The sequence below is a fragment of the Kitasatospora sp. NPDC088351 genome, from assembly GCF_040685575.1.
GTDB lineage: Bacteria > Actinomycetota > Actinomycetes > Streptomycetales > Streptomycetaceae > Kitasatospora.
The window spans coordinates 122,947-137,098 of the sequence record NZ_JBFBIL010000012.1 but is presented as its reverse complement, the minus strand read 5'-3'; the positions used below and the strand labels follow the sequence as shown (position 1 = coordinate 137,098).

The 14,152-nt window shown below is 73.7% G+C and carries 15 protein-coding genes; 5 read left to right on the top strand and 10 right to left on the bottom strand.

What is annotated here, in order from left to right:
* Positions 1 to 61: 61 nt before the first annotated feature.
* The 5 genes from AB0P06_RS12605 to AB0P06_RS12585 all read right to left on the bottom strand — a co-directional run bounded on the left by AB0P06_RS12605 (position 62) and on the right by AB0P06_RS12585 (position 6,350).
* A complete protein-coding gene (locus tag AB0P06_RS12605) occupies positions 62 to 1,390 on the bottom strand; it encodes a hypothetical protein (protein WP_363607214.1) in 1,329 nt (442 codons plus the stop codon).
* A gap of 67 nt (positions 1,391 to 1,457) precedes the next feature.
* Positions 1,458 to 2,612, bottom strand: a complete 1,155-nt coding sequence (locus AB0P06_RS12600; RefSeq protein ID WP_363607212.1) for a hypothetical protein — start codon at positions 2,610 to 2,612, stop codon at positions 1,458 to 1,460.
* Positions 2,609 to 3,187, bottom strand: coding sequence for an NADAR family protein (locus AB0P06_RS12595; protein WP_363607210.1), 579 nt, complete (start codon positions 3,185 to 3,187; stop codon positions 2,609 to 2,611). The genes AB0P06_RS12600 and AB0P06_RS12595 overlap by 4 nt, the downstream gene beginning before the upstream one ends.
* A gap of 338 nt (positions 3,188 to 3,525) precedes the next feature.
* Positions 3,526 to 4,839 carry an ALF repeat-containing protein gene (locus AB0P06_RS12590; protein ID WP_363607209.1) on the bottom strand — a complete coding sequence of 438 codons (1,314 nt, stop codon included), beginning with the start codon at positions 4,837 to 4,839 and terminating at the stop codon, positions 3,526 to 3,528.
* 170 nt (positions 4,840 to 5,009) lie between these two features.
* Positions 5,010 to 6,350 (bottom strand): hypothetical protein, encoded by a 1,341-nt coding sequence (locus AB0P06_RS12585; RefSeq protein ID WP_363607207.1) that lies wholly within the window; start codon positions 6,348 to 6,350, stop codon positions 5,010 to 5,012.
* Between the two features lie 211 nt (positions 6,351 to 6,561).
* Between AB0P06_RS12585 and AB0P06_RS12580 the strand changes: the two genes are divergently transcribed.
* The gene (locus AB0P06_RS12580) at positions 6,562 to 7,053 is read left to right on the top strand and encodes an ATP-binding protein (protein ID WP_363607205.1); all 492 of its coding nucleotides are present in this window, start codon (positions 6,562 to 6,564) and stop codon (positions 7,051 to 7,053) included.
* 63 nt (positions 7,054 to 7,116) lie between these two features.
* Positions 7,117 to 7,344 carry a hypothetical protein gene (locus tag AB0P06_RS12575; protein WP_363607204.1) on the top strand — a complete coding sequence of 76 codons (228 nt, stop codon included), beginning with the start codon at positions 7,117 to 7,119 and terminating at the stop codon, positions 7,342 to 7,344.
* Positions 7,345 to 7,427: 83 nt separating this feature from the next.
* On the opposite strand, the gene AB0P06_RS12570 is transcribed toward AB0P06_RS12575, so the two are convergent.
* Positions 7,428 to 7,901 (bottom strand): hypothetical protein, encoded by a 474-nt coding sequence (locus tag AB0P06_RS12570; RefSeq protein WP_363607203.1) that lies wholly within the window; start codon positions 7,899 to 7,901, stop codon positions 7,428 to 7,430.
* A gap of 22 nt (positions 7,902 to 7,923) precedes the next feature.
* The gene (locus AB0P06_RS12565) at positions 7,924 to 9,168 is read right to left on the bottom strand and encodes a helix-turn-helix transcriptional regulator (RefSeq protein ID WP_363607202.1); all 1,245 of its coding nucleotides are present in this window, start codon (positions 9,166 to 9,168) and stop codon (positions 7,924 to 7,926) included.
* Here AB0P06_RS12565 and AB0P06_RS12560 point away from each other — a divergent pair.
* Positions 9,085 to 9,867, top strand: a complete 783-nt coding sequence (locus AB0P06_RS12560) for an ATP-binding protein (RefSeq protein WP_363607200.1) — start codon at positions 9,085 to 9,087, stop codon at positions 9,865 to 9,867. The genes AB0P06_RS12565 and AB0P06_RS12560 overlap by 84 nt on opposite strands.
* A gap of 149 nt (positions 9,868 to 10,016) precedes the next feature.
* Complete coding sequence (locus AB0P06_RS12555) at positions 10,017 to 10,526, top strand: DUF3592 domain-containing protein (RefSeq protein ID WP_363607199.1); 510 nt, start codon at positions 10,017 to 10,019, stop codon at positions 10,524 to 10,526.
* 14 nt (positions 10,527 to 10,540) lie between these two features.
* Here AB0P06_RS12555 and AB0P06_RS12550 read toward each other — a convergent pair whose 3' ends face one another.
* Positions 10,541 to 12,031, bottom strand: a complete 1,491-nt coding sequence (locus AB0P06_RS12550) for an MFS transporter (protein ID WP_363607198.1) — start codon at positions 12,029 to 12,031, stop codon at positions 10,541 to 10,543.
* 89 nt (positions 12,032 to 12,120) lie between these two features.
* Here AB0P06_RS12550 and AB0P06_RS12545 point away from each other — a divergent pair, with 89 nt between their 5' ends.
* Positions 12,121 to 13,005 (top strand): helix-turn-helix transcriptional regulator, encoded by an 885-nt coding sequence (locus tag AB0P06_RS12545; protein ID WP_363607197.1) that lies wholly within the window; start codon positions 12,121 to 12,123, stop codon positions 13,003 to 13,005.
* Here the strand turns inward: AB0P06_RS12545 and AB0P06_RS12540 are convergent.
* Together AB0P06_RS12540 and AB0P06_RS12535 are read right to left on the bottom strand one after the other, a co-directional pair.
* Positions 12,945 to 13,409, bottom strand: coding sequence for a hypothetical protein (locus AB0P06_RS12540; protein ID WP_363607196.1), 465 nt, complete (start codon positions 13,407 to 13,409; stop codon positions 12,945 to 12,947). The two genes, AB0P06_RS12545 and AB0P06_RS12540, sit on opposite strands and share 61 nt — an antisense overlap.
* Positions 13,406 to 14,119 (bottom strand): hypothetical protein, encoded by a 714-nt coding sequence (locus AB0P06_RS12535; RefSeq protein WP_363607195.1) that lies wholly within the window; start codon positions 14,117 to 14,119, stop codon positions 13,406 to 13,408. Before AB0P06_RS12535 ends, AB0P06_RS12540 begins: the two co-directional genes overlap by 4 nt.
* Between the last annotated feature and the right edge of the window lie 33 nt (positions 14,120 to 14,152).

Below are 14,152 nucleotides of genomic sequence, written 5' to 3'. Positions count from 1 at the left end.
AGCCCCCGTTCGCCCTCGGGCGGACGGGGGCTTCCTCGTGCGGCGGCCTGGCCCCGCGGGCTCAGCCGTGGCGGCGGCCCCAGCGGAAGCGCCGCGGTTCGGCGGGGGTGGTGGGCAGACCGGCCGTGCGGAGCGCGGCGAGGGTGGTCCGGTGGCGGTCCACATCGGCGGTCAGGGCGGCCAGCAGCTCGCCGTACAGCTCCGGGCGGCCGTCCAGCGCGGCCGCGAGCCGGACCAGTTCGCCCGGCGGGCGCGCCGCCGCGAGCTCGCGCAGCAGGACGGCGGGCAGGGGGCCGGCCAGCGAGACCGCCAGCGCGGCGAGGTCGGCGGTGGGCCGGCCGGCGGCCTGGCGGAGCAGGGTGCGGGCGTCGGCGGACCGGCCGGACCCCTGCAGCGCGGCGGCCAGCGCGGCGACCTCGGCGGTGGGAGCGGAGCCCCACTCCCAGAGCAGGGTGGCGCCGTCGGCGAGCTGCCCGGCGCGCTCCAGCGCGGCCAGCAGGGCGGGCAGGGCGTCGGCCGGGTAGGACCAGAGGGCGTGGAACAGCTCGGCCGCCTCCTCGGCCAGCCCGGCCCGGCGCAGCTCGGCGAGGGTGCCGACGGCCTGCTCCGGGGTGCCCCGGGCGGCGCCGCGGGCCAGCCGGACGGAGGCGCCGGGCGGGCCGCCCCGGGCGAGCAGCCCGGCCAGCCGGGTGGTGTCGGGCGGGGGCAGCAGGACGGCGGCCTGGGCGACCAGGTCGGCCGACTCCTCGGTGGCGCCCCGGCGGTGCAGGGCGGTGATCCGCTCGGCGAGGGCGGTGAGTTCGGCGGGGGAGCGGCGGCGGGGCGGCTCGGGCGGGGGTGGCGGTGTCGGCGGGATCGGTGCCGATGGTGGCGCTGGTGGTGTGGCGGGAGCGTGCGCGTCGTCGAAGCGCGCCCCCATGGGCTGCCGAGGCATGGGCTGCCGGGGCATGGAGTGCCGGGGGCCGGGGTGCTGCTCCGGTCGCTGCGGGTCTGGTCGCTGCGGGCCGGGCAGCGGGGTGTCGGATTGCCCGGGAACGGATTGCCCGGGAACGGATTGCCGGGGAACGGACTGGCCGGGGGCGGGTTGCCTGGGGGCGGGTTGCCGCAGCCGGTCCTCCAGCGCCTGGAGCTGCTCGCTCAGTTCCAGGCACCGCGCGCCGAGCCCCTCGCGCAACGTCCGGGCCTGGGCGAGCTGCCGCAGCAGCTCCGGGTCCGGGTACTGCCGCTCCGGGACGGCCCGGACCGCCTCGGTCAGCCGCCGTTCGCGCTGACCGGCGTACTGTCTCGCCCGTAGCAACTCGTCCAGTTCGGAGCGGAGTTCGATCGCCTGTTGCTCGTCCTCCCCGTCCTGGGCCGCAGCCGTGGGTTCTGTCGTCCGCCGAATCCGCATGGTCGCCCCGCCTTGTCATCTGGACCCTGACTGGGGGTCATCCTGGCGTCGGTATGCGGCCGCCGCGTTACGGCAGTGCGTCCACTGGTTTGCGACTGGCGTCCAGGAGCGCACAGACGGCGATCGTGACGAGGAGCGCGGCGGTCGCGCCCCGGAGGAGGGCCGCCTCGTAGTAGGGGTCGACCGCCCACCGGACGGCGAGGCCGCCGGCCACCGCCCCGGCCGCGGCGGCGGGCACCAGCCGGAGCAGGACGCGCGGGCCGTGCCGCCGCAGGAGACCGGCCGCCGCACCCAGGAGGACCACGCCCCCGGCGGCCGCGGCGAGTTCCGGGGTGCCGAAGCTCCCGGCGTACCGGATCGCGAGCGCGGGGACGAGGAACAGCGTGAGCCCGTCGCGCAGTGCGTCGCCGACCGCCGTCACAGCCGGTCCGGCCGGGCCCCCGGGCGAACGCCCCGCCGCGTACCCCGTGGCGACCAGCACGGCCAGGGCGAACGCCGCCCCCGGCAGCCGCTCGCCCAGCCGCGCCAGGTTGTAGAGCAGCGCGGTGTCGTACAGGACCAGCATCAGGTGGCCGATGGCCCACAGCTCGACCGTGAAGACGAGCAACCCGCGTGCGGTGACCGGCCGTTCCTCCGCCTTCCCGTCGCGCGCCGCGATCCCGGCGAGGGCGATCGGGGTGACGACCGCCGAGACCGCCCTGAGCGCGATGTCGTCCACCGTGTACGGGTTGCGCAAGTCCCATTCGACCGCGCAGAACGCCACCGTGTACGACGCGGCCGCCAGCGCCGGGAGGGGCGAGCGGGCCACCCTGCGGTACAGCCCCCGGTCCAGTCGGCGCAGCACGGTGAGGAACGCCAGCAGCACCAACGGAAGTTCGAGGAAGGCCTGCACCCGCAGCACGGACGGCGCGAGCAGTTCCGACGCGGGCGTGTGCGCCGCCAGCCAGTCGATCACCGGGTTGCCGCGCGGTACGGCGAACCACCCCGGCGGCAGATGGCGGGCGACGAACGAGGTGTCCCCGCCGTGCGCCCGCTGGACGTACACGGCGAACAGCACCTGGTTGAGGTAGATCAGGGCGACCACGACGGCCAGCGCCGCCTCCGGCCCGAAGCCCCCACGCCCGGGCCGCCCCTTTCGCCTCAACACCCTTGGTGCGGCGGCCAGTCCCGCGCCGACCGAGACCAGGACCGTGCCGTCCAGCACGGGTGCGATCCCGCTCATCGCGCCAGTCGGGCCCGGGCCTCCATCAGGGCGAAGCCGAGCAGGTTCTCCCCGCGCCACTCCGCCGGCCGCTGCGCCCGCTCGTCGTCCGCCGCGAGCCCGATGCCCCAGACCCGGTCCACCGGGCTGGCCTCCACCAGGACCCGCTTCCGGGTGCTGAGGAGATACGCGCAGAGCGCCTCGTCCTGCCCGAACTTGGCGACGTTGCCCGCCACCACCAGCTCGAACCGCCCGGCCACCCAGGCGGCTTCGTCGAACCCCTTGACCAGCCGCCCCAGCTTCTTCGCCTCGGCGGGCGTGCGGGCGGCCAGGATCCTCGGCACGATCGCCTCGTCCTCGAACATCCGGGCCTTCCCCGCCATCATCCAGTGCTCGGCGGTCGGGTAGGTCACCCCGTCCACGGTGAACCCGCCCGGCCACCACTGACTCAGCGCGCCCGCCCCGACGGACCCGTCCCGTTGTGCCCGATGCCCCCAGAACAGCAGCCACTTCGGCTCGGCGCCGGCCGCGACCAGCGCCGCCAGCTCGGCCCGGCTGCGTGTCCCGGAGGGGTCCCCCATCTCGGTCTTCGTCATATCGTCATCCTGACATGAAGGGTTCTGGAGGCACCAGCGGTTTACCCGGGGCCGTCGGACGCGACGGTCGGGCGGCCGCTGTGGTCGAGGGCGGTATCCCTCACGACCGGTGGCTGACGGCGATTTGATCGATGCCGGCGATCCGACGTCCGCTCATGCACGGTAGGGCGCCGGGCTTGTCCGACCCTGCGCACCTGGTGATCTCGTCGGGCTGCGCCTCGACGGCGTGGCAGCCACCGGGTAGCCGACCGGTCGGACCGGCCGGGCGCCCAAAGCAGGGTGCCCCGGCCGAACGGCCGGGGCACCAGGTCGTGCTGGGAGCGGAGCAGGCGTCGCCGTCAGCTCTCGGCGGAGCGACGACGGCGGGAGGCGGCGACCAGGGCCGCACCCGCGGCGACGGCCGCGGCGGCGCCGCCGGCCTCCCAGCCGAGCCCGTCGTCCACGCCGGTGGCGGCGAGCTGGCCGGACGTCGCGGCCGTGGTGCCGGTGGTGGTGACCGGAGCCGACACCGAGCCCGTGGTGCTCACGACGTTGGCGGCCTGGACGGCCTGGCCGGTCGACTGGTCCTGCCCGGTACCGGTGTTCTGGGTCTGGGCCGGCGGGGTGGGCTTGGCGGCGGCCGCCGCGTTGGCCTCGTCCTCGGCGCGGGCCGTGTACTGGCCCTCCTTGAGGAACTTGAGGATGTCGGCGTAGGTGCCGTCGAGTGCGGCGTTGGCGGCCTTCTTGACGGCGGGGCCGCCGGAGCTCATGAGCTTGCTGACCTCCACGCGGTCGTCGTCCTCGCGCTGCTTCGCCAGTTCGACCTCCAGGAAGTGGCGGAGGTCGGCGGCGGTGCCGTCGAGTGCCTTCTGGGCGGCTTCGCGAACGCCGGGTCCGGACGCCTTGTCGGCGAGGATCCGCTGCACCTCGGCGCGGTCGTCCTCGGCGCGGGCCGTGTACTGGCCCTCCTTGAGGAACTTGAGGATGTCCTCGTAGGTGCCGTTGAGTGCGGCGCGAGCTGCCTTCTGGACGGCGGGGCCGCCGGTGCTGAGGATCTGGGCGACCTTCACCCGGTTGTCGATCTGGCGCTGCTCCGCCAGTTCGACCTCCAGGAAGTGGCGGAGGTCGGCGGCGGTGCCGTCGAGTGCCTTCTGGGCGGCTTCGCGAACGCCGCGTCCCGACTCCTTGTCGGCCAGGATCCGCTGCACCTCGGCGCGGTCGTCGTCCTCGGCGCGGGCGGTGTACTGGCCCTCCTTGAGGAACTTGAGGATGTCCTCGTGGGTGCCGCCGAACGCGGCGTTGGCGGCCTTCTGGACGGCGGGGCCGCCGGCGCTGAGGATCTGGGCGACCTTCACCCGGTCGTCGTGCTCGCGCCGATTCGGCAGTTCGACCTCCAGGAAGTGGCGGAGGTCGGCGGCGGTGCCGTCGAGTGCCTTCTGGGCGGCTTCGCGAACGCCGGGCCCCGACTCCTTGTCGGCCAGGATCCGCTGCACCTCGGCGCGGTCCTGCGCCTCCTGGGCCGAGTCGTGGTCCGCCGCGGCGTCGGACGCCGTGTCCGGACCGGAGACACCGGTGGGCTTCGGCTGCTCGGCAGCGGAGGCCATCGACGGGAACAGGACGGTGGGCGCCAGCGCAGCCGCAGCGAGGACTGCGGACACCTTGGGCAACTTCATCAAGCAAACCTGCTTCTCAAGCGGAGATCACGGAGAGAGTTCGTGAACCCGGTCAGCATAGATCGTTTTGCATGATTGGCATATCGACTTTCTTTGCCTGGAGAGCGCCGCCGGACCGGCCAACTCGACGCCCCGCCGTCGTTCTGTTTCCAGGAGTGAGAGGCCACCGGTCAGGCCGCCTTCTGCCGGGCCACCTCGCCGGTGCGCTGGTGGAGCTGGCGCACCGTCCGGTTGCCCAGGTGGGCGGGGAGAGCGGCGTCGAGGGCGCGGAAGTGCTCGTCGCCGCGGACCGAGCTGATCGTCACGTAGTCGTCCAGGAAGGTGTCCCAGGTCGCGCAGGCGGCCTCGATGTGGCCGAGCTCCATCTGGCGCCGCGCGAGCAGCCCGTTGGCGTGGACCCGGCCCTGTTTCCCGTTGGCGGGCCGGGCCCGGTTGGAGAACTGGAGTTCTCTGATGGCCCCGGGGAGGTCGCCGAGTTCGTACAGGACGTGTGCGACGTGGAAGTGGTAGGAGGACTGGTCGTAGCCGCCGACGGCGTCGTTGCGGCCGTCGGCCCTGGAGAGCGCCGTCTCGGTCTCCGCCAGCCGGGCGAAGGCCTGTCTGCGGTCCTTCACCATGGCCGCGCCGTGTGCCTGCTGACCGGTCAGGAAGGCCCGCAGGCGCGGGCCCGCGACGGGGGCCGCCTGGGCGGCCGAGTCGGCGAACTCCAGGGCCTTCGAGCCGTAGCCGAGGTTGGCGGCCTGGAGGGCCATGCCGCGCAGGGTGCGGCAGTAGGTCACATGGTCCTGGGCCTCGCGGGCGAGCCTGAGGGCCTGGACGTAGTACTGCTGGCCGAGCCCGTGCGCGGTCTCGTACATCGCCATCCACCCGGTGAGATAGGTGAGATCGGCCGCGGCCGCGAGCAGGTCGGCCTTCACCCGGTCACTGCCGGACGCCTGGAGCCAGGGCCCGACCGAGTTGACCAGGAACGCCGCCGCCATCGGCCGGGCGTGGGCCGCGCCGAGCTCGTCGAGGATGCCGGCGATCCGTTCGGTCACCGCCCGGACGGTCTCGACCTCGCCCTGGCCGATGCGGACGGTGCGGCCCGCCGCCGCGCGGTCGACCGGTTCGGCCGCGCCGTCGAAGCCCGGCAGCGTCAACGCGACCGAGTACAGCCCGGCGGCGAGGACGCCCCGGCGGGACGGGTCCATGTCGGCCCGGCCGATCGACATCAGCTCGGACAGGACGCCCTTCCTGCCGCTGGGCTGGGCGGCGTCACCGAGGCCGGTCTCCTCGGGCGTCACCGGGCGGCCGAGCCTGCGCGACAGCGTCTCCCGGATCACCTCCTGGACCTCGGCACGCGGCCGGGCTCCCGAAAGCCAGTGTGAGACGGACGACTTGTCGTAGGTCAGATGGAGGCCCGCCTCGTTCCCGACGCGGTTCACCGCCCGCGCGAGCTGGTCGTTCCCCCAGGTCGCCTCGTGCATGAGCGAGGCGAGTTCGGTGTTCGGTGTGCGCGGTCGTTGCGCCATCGCGACCCCCGTTCTTCGTTCAACCGGTTCAACGCGGGCACCAGCATCGCCGGTTCTCTCAGGCTCTGTACCCGCGTTGAATCAATGTCAGGCTCCCGGGTGACGCGGCTGTGTTCGCACGATCGTGGTGGGCGGGGGCCGGGTGCTGACGCGGCAGACGAGTCCCGGGCCTCGGCCGGCGGACACAGGCTCACCATCGGATGGAGAAGCAGTGATCACGCGCAGTCCACTCAACACCGCGAGGTTCCCGGTGCCGTACGCCTGGGAGGTCGCGCCGGACGCGGCCGCGGTGCCGTCGGCGCGGAGGCGGGTGGTGGAGGTCGTCCGGGCCTGGGACGCCCCCCTCTCGGACGAGGCGCTACGGGAGGTGGAGCTGTGCGCGGACGAGGTGATCGCCAACGCCGTGGAGCACACCGGCGGCCGCTGCACGGTGACCCTCCGGTGGAGCGACGGCCGGCTCCGGGTGGAGGTCGCCGACCTGTGTTCGGAGCTTCGCGACCGCCAGGACGAGACGGATCCGACCGGCGGTCGCGGTCTGCTGCTGGTGGCGGGGCTGGCGCACGGCTGGGGCTGGCACCCGTCCGGTGCGGGCAAGGTGGTCTGGTTCGAGTACGCGGCCGATCGCGAGCCGGACGGCTCCCCGCGCCCCGCACACGGGTGGGGTGCGGGGGAGGACCTCCGGCCCCTGTGGCAGGTGGCGTGATGGGGGCACCTCCCGCCCGCGCGCGCACCGTCCTCGTCGGACTTCTCCGGAAGGGACGTCCCGATGAGCGGCGGGAAGCTGCCGACCAGGGCTGAACTGGGCTGCACCGCCCTGACCTTCACGCTCTCCGGGGGCGTCGCGTTCGCGGCCGCGAGCCTGATCGACGCCGACCAGCCGGAGGTCGGCCGCCTGGTCTGGTGGATGTTCTTCGCCGCCGCCCTGATAACCGGGACGAACTGGTCCGCCGCCTGGCTCCAACGCCGCGACGCCGACCGGCACCGCGACCACTGACCCCTGACGAAGGCCCCTGCGAGGAGGAGGACCAGCGATCCTCCTCCTCGTACCATGCGTGGAGGACTTCCGTCGACGTGCGGCTACCTGGCCGCCCCGTGCGGCCAGAGCACCTGAACCGGCACTCCGCGCCGTTCCGCGTATGCCACCACGTCGGCCGTCCCGCCGTAGCCCCGGGCCGGCAGGCCGTCCCAGACAGCGAGGAGTCGCTCCGCCAGGCCGACCACCAGCTCACTCCCGGCCATGTGGGCGGCCTCGTCGGACGGCACCATGCCGGTGCGGTGGACGGCCGAGGCGCCGCGCAGCAGCCGGTCGTAGACCGGGTGGTGCCACACGGGCAGGCTGTTCCGGTACTCCTCGGCCGGGATCACGACCTCGAGCCGTCCGCCGCGCTCGAGGACGGTCCCGGCGAGCCAGCTGTCCGGCCCGTCGGCGATACACGACACGACGGTCAGCCCGGCCGGGTCCTGGTCCCGGACGGCGTTCTCCAGCAGCCGTCGGACCTGCTGCTCGATCTCGGCCGTCAGCCCCCGGTGCCCGGTGATCCCGATACGCATCGCGTCCCCTCCCTGGAGATCCCTACAGATACACGCCGTGCAGATGCTCGTCGAAGTCCCTCACGACCTTGGGCGGTGAGGAGGTGGTGAGCGAACGTCGCAGAGCGCGGGCTCGTTCGACGATTCGCCCCGAACGGTAGTGGAGCCCGGTGTCCATGGCCCGTGAAGCGAGCGCAAAGGCCGCTTCAATCCTTCCCGCCGCAAGGTGCCCCGCGGCGATGTCCAGGACCAGCAGCGCGCGCTGCTTCGCATGGCCGGTGGCGAGAGCGGCCGCATCAGCGGTGACGGCCCATTCCGGAAGACCGAGCTTGGCGCCACAGGTCACCCTGAACGAGGCGACCTTGGCTTCGTCGAACGCGAACACCCAGGGCCAGGGCGGCGGTTCATCGCGGGTGTGGGTCTCCGCCGCAGCCCGGCTCCGTGTCAGTGCGCGGTCGGCGCTGCGCTGGTCGCCCCTGGCGGCGTGCCCAAGAGCCTCGACCGAAGACAACCACGCATCGGCGATCGCAGGACGAGTCGGCCCCAGGAACCGGCGCGCCGCGGCTGCGAGGCCGAGTGCTTGTGCGGCATTGCCCGCGTGGGCTTCGAACTGCGCAAGGCTGCCGGCCTGGTAGGCGGCCAGGAGGGGATCCCCTGCCGATCGGGCAGCCTTGACGGCGGACCCGTAGAACGAGCGCGCCGATCCGTTGTCGCCCATGTCCCAGGCCAGCCATGCGGCAAGGCCGGCTGCCTCGCTGGCGACGGCGGCGAGCTTCGTCCGATGGCCGGGGGTCGGGGCTGAACCCACCAGCCCCTGAATCAGCCGCATATGGGAGTGCACCGCACCGGACAGTTCCCGCGAGGGGGTCGATCCGTCCAGGCGGCGGTACGAGGTCGTGCCGAGCCGGAGTGCCGCAGCCTGTTGCCCGGACTCGTCGGGCAGCTCTGGTATGGCTGCGAGTACAGGGGTCGCAGCCATCGCTGCGACCCCTCCGAGGAATTGCCGTCGTTCCACGTGTTCAGTCCCGTTTCCGGCCCGCACGCCCGTGTCGGCGAGGCCGAGCAAGGCCGCTGGGATTCCGAGGTGCGCCGATACGCGGATGAGCACATCCATGGTGTACGGACTGCTGCCGCGCTTTTCCAGGCGGGAGATTGCCGACTGGGAGAGCCCGCACGCCTCGCCCAGCTGGAGCTGTGTCATGCGATGGTGCGTCCTGGCCAGCTCGATGATCTTGCCGTGGTTCCGCGCCCGGGACGCGTCCCGGAGCGCTGTCGAATTCCAGTTCAACAGCCCACTCCACACTACGAGTTTCGACCGGCCCAACCATGCATTCGAATGCGCCTCACGCATATCCGTATGCGAGCACCGCATGCCCGATGGTCCCACGAGCGTGATCGGGCATTCACTGAATGTCATCAAGGGTTTGTTGTCGGACTCGGTGAAGGTGGCCGGGGCGGCAGTGCCGCGGTTCCTGAGGGCGGCCGGGCAGCCCGGCTCCGACGAAGGGTGTTCGTAGTGATCAGTCCGCTCAATACCGCGCGGTTCCCGGTCCTTTCGGAGTGGGGTGTCGCTCCGGATGCGGCTGCCGTGTCGTCGGCGCGCAGGCTGGTGGTGGAGGTGGCCAGGGTGTGGGGAGTCCCGTTCTCGGACGAGGCGCTGCGGGAGGTGGAGCTGTGTGCGGACGAGGTGATCGCCAACGCCGTGGAGCACACGGGGGAACGCTGCACGGTGACCCTCCGGTGGAGCGACGGCCGGCTCCGGGTGGAGGTCGCCGACCTGTGTTCGGAGCTCCGCGACCGGCAGGACGAGACGGATCCGACCGGCGGTCGCGGTCTGCTGCTTGTGGCGGGGCTGGCGCACGGCTGGGGCTGGCACCCGTCAGGTGCGGGCAAGGTGGTCTGGTTCGAGTACGCGGCCGACGCCCTGCTCCCCACGCATGGATGGGGAGCAGGGCGCGACCTCAGACCCCAGGGCCAGATGGCGTGACGGATTCGCCCTCCGCCCGAGTGACCGTTGGGTATTGGCGTGCCGCCGACCAGGGCTGAACTGGGCTGCACCGCCCTGACCTTCACGCTGTCCGCGGGCGCGGCTAGCGTGAGCGCGCGTGGGCCGCCGCGCCGACACCAGGGGGAACGATGGAGAGCCTGCCGGACCATGGCCGGACGGTGCGGAACGGCTCTCTGGCGATGATCGCCCTGGGGGTCCTGCTGTTCGTCCTCGGCGTCGTCTACCTGATACCGCACGACATGGGCGTGACGTCGGTCCTGCGGAGCCGCGGCGTCCACACCCGGGCGGTCGTCACCGAATGCACCGCGGTGAGCGGGCCGGAGGACAACCCCGCAGGAAACTCCGACTGCCGGGTGCGGTTCACGGCGTCCGACGGGACGTCCGTCGAGACCCGACTGGCCTATGTCACCGGGACCGCCCGAGTACGTGACACCGTGGCCGTGGTGTACGACCCCCGGCACACCGGCACCGCCGCCCTCGAGTCGAGCATCGGCGTCCGGGACTCGCTGGTCCGGAACGCGCTCGACGTGGTCGCGCTGATCGCGTCGGTCGTCATGACGCTGCTGGGCCTCGCGGTCCACCTCGCCTACCGCTGGGTCACCCGGGCACGTTCACGGCCGGGGCCGTCCGGAACCTGAGGCCCGGCGGCCGGTCAGCCGATGGAGCGGGGCAGGCGGGTGGTGAGGTAGAGGATGGTGAAGGAGCCGAGCAGCTGGATGCCGAGGACCAGGGCGAGGGCGCGGTCCATGCCCAGGGCCGGGGAGAGCGCCAGGTAGAGGGTGCCGAGGGTGGCGACGCCGAGGGCGAGGCTGGACTGCTGGCTGGTGGCGAGGACACCGCTGCCGACGCCGGCGCGGTCGGCGGGGACCTTGGAGAGAACGACGCGGAACAGCGGGGTGCCGATCAGACCCTGGCCGATGCCGGCGAGCGCGACGCCGGGGGCCATCCGCAGCGGCGAGAAGTGCTGCCAGTCGGCCAGGACGGTGAGGGCCAGCGTGGCCAGGCCGACGGCCTGGACGACGGCGCCCGCGGTGAGCACCCGGCTGCCGAAGCGGCCGATCAGGCGGGGGCCGGCGAGCGAGGCCCCGAAGTAGCCGACGGCCATCGGGACGAGCGCCCAGCCGGCCGCCACCGGGCCGAGGTGCAGGCCCTGCTGGAGGGCGACCGCCACCACGAACATGAAGCCGCCGAAGCCGGCGAAGTAGGGGAGCGCGATACCGAGCCCGCGTCGCATCTCGGGGATCCGCAGCAGGGACGGCGGCACCAGCGGGGTGCCGCCGCGCAGTTCGGTGCGGCGCTCGACGACCGCGAAGGCGGCGGTGAACACCGGGAAGAGCGCGAGCAGCAGCCAGGACCAGAGCGGCCAGCCGGCCGCGCGCCCCTCCATCAGCGGGACCAGCAGCGAGACCAGCGCGGCGGCGAGCAGGACGGTGCCGGGGACGTCCACCCGGGCGGCCCTCGGGGCGCGGCTCTCCGGGACGTAGCGGACCGCGAGGACGACGGCGAGCAGCGCGAACGGGACGTTCAGCAGGAAGACCGAGCGCCAGCCGGTGCCGAACAGGTCGGCGGCGACCAGCATGCCGCCGAGCACCTGCCCGATCACCACCGAGATGCCGGCCACCGCGCCGTAGACGCTGAGCGCGCGGCCGCGCCGGGCGCCGTGGGTGGCGGCGGTGATGGTGCCGAGCACCTGGGGGATCAGCAGGGCCGCCGAGGCGCCCTGCGCGGCGCGGGCGGCGACCAGGCTCCACGCGCCGGGGGCGAGTCCGCAGGCGAGCGAGGTCAGGGCGAAGGCGACGGCGCCGACGACGAACAGCCGGCGGCGGCCGAAGATGTCGCCGAGCCGGCCGCCGAGCACCAGCAGGACGGCGAAGGCGACGCCGTACCCGGCGGCGACCAGTTCCAGGACGGCGGGCCCGGCGGCCAGGTCGTGGTCGATGGTGGGCAGGGCGACGTTGACGATGAAGAAGTCCAGCATCGGCAGGAACGCCCCGAGCAGGACGGTGACCAGCCCGGCGGTGCCGAGCGCGGCGGTACCGCCGGAAGCGGTGCCGGGGGTGGTGGCGGCCGCTCCGGCGGGTCGGGGTGGAACGGTGACGGTGGTCTTGGCGACGGCGAGTTGTTGGGTCACGGGTCCTACCATCCAGGCCACCACACCCTGGTACCAGAGTGTGCTTATCCGGGTATAAGAAGTACCTGGCAACAGGCTCCCGGGTGGCGCATGCTGGGGTGATGAGCCTGACCACCGCCGCCACCGCTCCCGTCGCGAGCGCCGCCCACACCCCCCTCGCGCCCGCCGAGGCCCGGCGGCACGAGCTGGCCGCCTTCCTGCGCAGCCGCCGCGAGCGGATCGCGCCCGACCAGGTGGGCCTGCCGATGACCGGCCGGCGCCGGACGCCGGGGCTGCGCCGCGAGGAGGTGGCGCAGCTCGCCGCGGTCGGGGTCACCTGGTACACGTGGCTTGAGCAGGGGCGTGACATCCAGGTCTCCACCCAGGTGCTGGACGCGGTGGCCCGCGCGCTGCTGCTCGACCCGAGCGAGCGCGCCCACCTGTTCACCCTCGCCGCGGCGGAGGACCCGGCACCGGTGGTGGAGTGCCCGACGATCACCCCGAGCGTCCGGCTGGTGCTGGACCGGATGGCGCCGTACCCGGCGGGGGTCGTCAACTCCCGCTACGACGTGCTGGCGTACAACCCGCAGTACACCGGGATCGTCGGCGACCTCGACGCACTGCCGTACGAGGACCGCAACCTGCTCTGGCTGGCGTTCACGCCCTCGCGCTTCCGCGAGGTCCTCGTGGACCACGAGAGCGAACGCGAGCTGATGGTGGCCCGGTTCCGCTCGGCGATGGCCGACCACAGTGCCGAACCGGCCTGGAAGGCGCTGCTCTGCCGGCTGCGCAAGGCCTCGCCGGACTTCGAGGCGGCCTGGCAGCGGCACGACGTCCAGCGGCCGGGCAACGGGCTCAAGCGCTTTCACGTCCCGGGCGTCGGTCTGCTGCGCTGCGACTACACCAGCTTCTGGCTGGGCCCGCGTCAGGGACCGCGGCTGATCGCCTACACCCCCAGGGACGAGGAGACCCGTGAGCTGATGAACCGGCTGCCGACTCGGCTCTGAGCGGCGCGACCGGCGGTGGAGCAACCGGCGGCGCGCGCGGCGGCGGCGCGGCCGAGCACCAGGCAGAGGGCGGCCAGCGGCAGTTCGACGCAGCAGGCCATCACCAGGGCGGCGAGCAGCGGCAGACCCGATTCGGCGGTGCCGATGTCGGCGAGGGCGTCGGCGGCGAGCAGCAGCGCCACCGCGACGGCGGGCCGGAGCGCGGCCGGGCTGCGGCGGCGCAGCAGCGCGTCCAGCCGGAGCAGGGCGGACAGCTCCAGCAGATCGAGGACGACCCAGGCGGTCTCGTGACAGACGGCCAGCACCGCCAGCCAGGGCAGCAGCGCCAGCGCGGCCAGGGCGGGCACCTTCTCCGCGCGGGCCGGCAGCGCGGCGGGGCGGGCGGTCAGAACGGCGGTGCTCATGCGGCACCACCGGTCACGCCGCCGTTCACACCGTCGGTCACGTCATCGGCCGTGCCGGTGTCGGCGGTCGTGCCGGTACCGACGCGGGTGGCGTGGCGGCGGATCCGCTTCAGCGGCCGCCGCTCGCGCACGCCCTCGCCCGAATGCTCCACCAGGACGCCGTCGAACGAGCCCTCAGCCCAGGCCAGCCAGAACTCCCCGGCCACCGCGACGACATGTCCGGCCGCGGTGATCCGGGCCGGGCGGCCCAGCCACCGCAGCCGTCCGGCGGTGAACCCCACGGTGGGCGCCGTGCCGTCCTGCGGCAGCCGGCCCCAGGCGATGCCATGGGCCCGCCGCCCGTTCCCGCCCGAGCCCGGGTCCGCGTCGTCGGCCACGCAGCGCCGGGCCGCGCACAACAGCTGCGAGGTGAGCCGCGCGGCGACCAGGACATCCACCAACTCGCCGTGCTCGTACACCTCCAGGGCGGCCCGGCCCCGTCCGGCCCGGACGGTGCGCACCGACCACGGGCCGCGCGGCCCGACGGGCAGCCGCCCGTCGCCGTCCCCAGCCGCCCAGGAGGCCGCCCAGGAGGTCGCGGCGGAGCCGGCGCCGGACGCCGCCGGGCCGGGCACCGAGGCCCGGCCGTGTGCCGTCCCGTCTGCCGTCCCGTCTGCCGGTCCGGGCCGCCCGGGCGGCGGGGCGGCGGAGTGCGATGCGGTGCTCGTCATGCCGTCAAGCCTTCCGCGCACCACGCCCGGTGT

Bases quoted from the DNA above. Each gene is read 5' to 3' on its own strand.
- AB0P06_RS12605 (WP_363607214.1), bottom strand. From the start codon at position 1,390: ATGCGGATTCGGCGGACGACAGAACCCACGGCTGCGGCCCAGGACGGG.
- AB0P06_RS12600 (WP_363607212.1), bottom strand. From the start codon at position 2,612: ATGAGCGGGATCGCACCCGTGCTGGACGGCACGGTCCTGGTCTCGGTC.
- AB0P06_RS12595 (WP_363607210.1), bottom strand. From the start codon at position 3,187: ATGACGAAGACCGAGATGGGGGACCCCTCCGGGACACGCAGCCGGGCC.
- AB0P06_RS12590 (WP_363607209.1), bottom strand. From the start codon at position 4,839: ATGAAGTTGCCCAAGGTGTCCGCAGTCCTCGCTGCGGCTGCGCTGGCG.
- AB0P06_RS12585 (WP_363607207.1), bottom strand. From the start codon at position 6,350: ATGGCGCAACGACCGCGCACACCGAACACCGAACTCGCCTCGCTCATG.
- AB0P06_RS12575 (WP_363607204.1), top strand. From the start codon at position 7,117: ATGAGCGGCGGGAAGCTGCCGACCAGGGCTGAACTGGGCTGCACCGCC.
- AB0P06_RS12570 (WP_363607203.1), bottom strand. From the start codon at position 7,901: ATGCGTATCGGGATCACCGGGCACCGGGGGCTGACGGCCGAGATCGAG.
- AB0P06_RS12560 (WP_363607200.1), top strand. From the start codon at position 9,085: ATGGTGCGTCCTGGCCAGCTCGATGATCTTGCCGTGGTTCCGCGCCCG.
- AB0P06_RS12555 (WP_363607199.1), top strand. From the start codon at position 10,017: ATGGAGAGCCTGCCGGACCATGGCCGGACGGTGCGGAACGGCTCTCTG.
- AB0P06_RS12550 (WP_363607198.1), bottom strand. From the start codon at position 12,031: ATGGTAGGACCCGTGACCCAACAACTCGCCGTCGCCAAGACCACCGTC.
- AB0P06_RS12545 (WP_363607197.1), top strand. From the start codon at position 12,121: ATGAGCCTGACCACCGCCGCCACCGCTCCCGTCGCGAGCGCCGCCCAC.
- AB0P06_RS12540 (WP_363607196.1), bottom strand. From the start codon at position 13,409: ATGAGCACCGCCGTTCTGACCGCCCGCCCCGCCGCGCTGCCGGCCCGC.
- AB0P06_RS12535 (WP_363607195.1), bottom strand. From the start codon at position 14,119: ATGACGAGCACCGCATCGCACTCCGCCGCCCCGCCGCCCGGGCGGCCC.